A 1,135-nucleotide genomic window follows, 5' to 3' on the forward strand; every position below is an offset into this window, starting at 1 on the left:
AGATGTGTATAAGAGACAGCGCCCGAATCCTTCGAGGTGATCGCCACCATCTCGCCATTGACGCTTCGGACTGCCGCCATTGCCGACCTTCAACAGGAAGGCGCTCCCGCGTTCTGCACTCATTGCTGTATCTCCTTATGATGTCCGACATGCCGCGCGTGCGTCGCGTGGAATGGGTTCGCGCGGAGACGCGGAGACGCGGAGATGACGCGCCCGGCTCGGACCGGACGCGTCCCCAAAATCGCTGGTGGCAGGCACGCCGGGCACCCCAGGCGCGACATCTCCGCGTCCCCGCGTCCCCGCGTCTCCGCGTCTCCGCGCGAACAAAACCGCTCTCGAAAGGCGGAACCGCCGAGCGGCACCCTACCCCTCCGCCAACACCCGCACGCGATATTCGACGCTAGCGCTCCACGCGCCGGGCGCGCCGCCACCGATCCGCGATCGCACCAGCACCACGCTCGCCAGCCGCCACCCGGCGAGATCGCGCGGCAGCGCCTCGATCGCGGCGCCGACCGCCGCGCACAGCGTATGAAGCCGCGCCGGCGCCTCGCCCGCATCCCGCAAAGCGACCAGCACCCGCAGCTCGCGCCCGGCGCGATCCTTGACGCTCCAGTCGCCGCTGAAAAGCTCGCCGAGCATGGCGTAGGGCGGCGTCGCTTTGACGGGCGGACCGAGATACACGCCGTTGAGCCCCGCCACCCCGCGCAGCGCGTCGAGCGCCGCCGCCTGCACCACGCGCTCCGCGCTCATGCGAGCAAACTCCCGATCCAGCGCAGTCGCGGATCGTCGGGCGAGATCCGCCCCGACAGCACGACATGCTCGCCCTCGATGCTGACCGCGACGCCCGGCAAAGCGCTGCGCAGCGCCTCCGCCACGCGCACCCGCGCGCTCTCCGCTGCCACCGCACCCGCCGCGATCCCCCGTGCCTCAAGCGCGCTCAGCATCGCACCGACCCGCGCAGCGTCACGTGCCGGAACGGCCGCCACAACGCCGTCACCGCGGCCGGCGGCGCGACACTCGCATCGCGCTCGTCGAACAGATACGCCGCGAGCAACGCGACACCCTGGCGCAGCGGAGCAGGCAGCCCCGCCCACTCCACCGCGATCCCCGCCGCATAGCGCACGACCACCAGCCC

The 1,135-nt window shown here is 71.5% G+C and carries 2 protein-coding genes and 1 pseudogene; all 3 read right to left on the reverse strand.

Translation table 11 applies throughout. From position 1 onward, the window contains the following. Positions 1–363: 363 nt before the first annotated feature. Positions 364–750: a tail completion protein gp17 gene (gene gp17, locus QN347_RS19260; protein WP_322160859.1), complete on the reverse strand. Its 387-nt coding sequence runs from the start codon at positions 748–750 to the stop codon at positions 364–366. Beyond that, complete coding sequence (locus QN347_RS19265) at positions 747–944, reverse strand: hypothetical protein (RefSeq protein WP_322160861.1); 198 nt, start codon at positions 942–944, stop codon at positions 747–749. Before QN347_RS19265 ends, gp17 begins: the two co-directional genes overlap by 4 nt. Continuing rightward, positions 938–1,135, reverse strand: a pseudogene (locus tag QN347_RS19270) (hypothetical protein); the annotation flags it as partial. The pseudogene QN347_RS19270 and the gene QN347_RS19265, both read right to left, overlap by 7 nt.

Source organism: Sphingomonas sp. 10B4 (genome assembly GCF_035019905.1).
GTDB classification, from domain to species: Bacteria; Pseudomonadota; Alphaproteobacteria; order Sphingomonadales; family Sphingomonadaceae; genus Sphingomonas; species Sphingomonas glacialis.

Coding starts and splice junctions, on each gene's coding strand:
- gp17 (WP_322160859.1), bottom strand. CDS start 750: ATGAGCGCGGAGCGCGTGGTGCAGGCGGCGGCGCTCGACGCGCTGCGC.
- QN347_RS19265 (WP_322160861.1), bottom strand. CDS start 944: ATGCTGAGCGCGCTTGAGGCACGGGGGATCGCGGCGGGTGCGGTGGCA.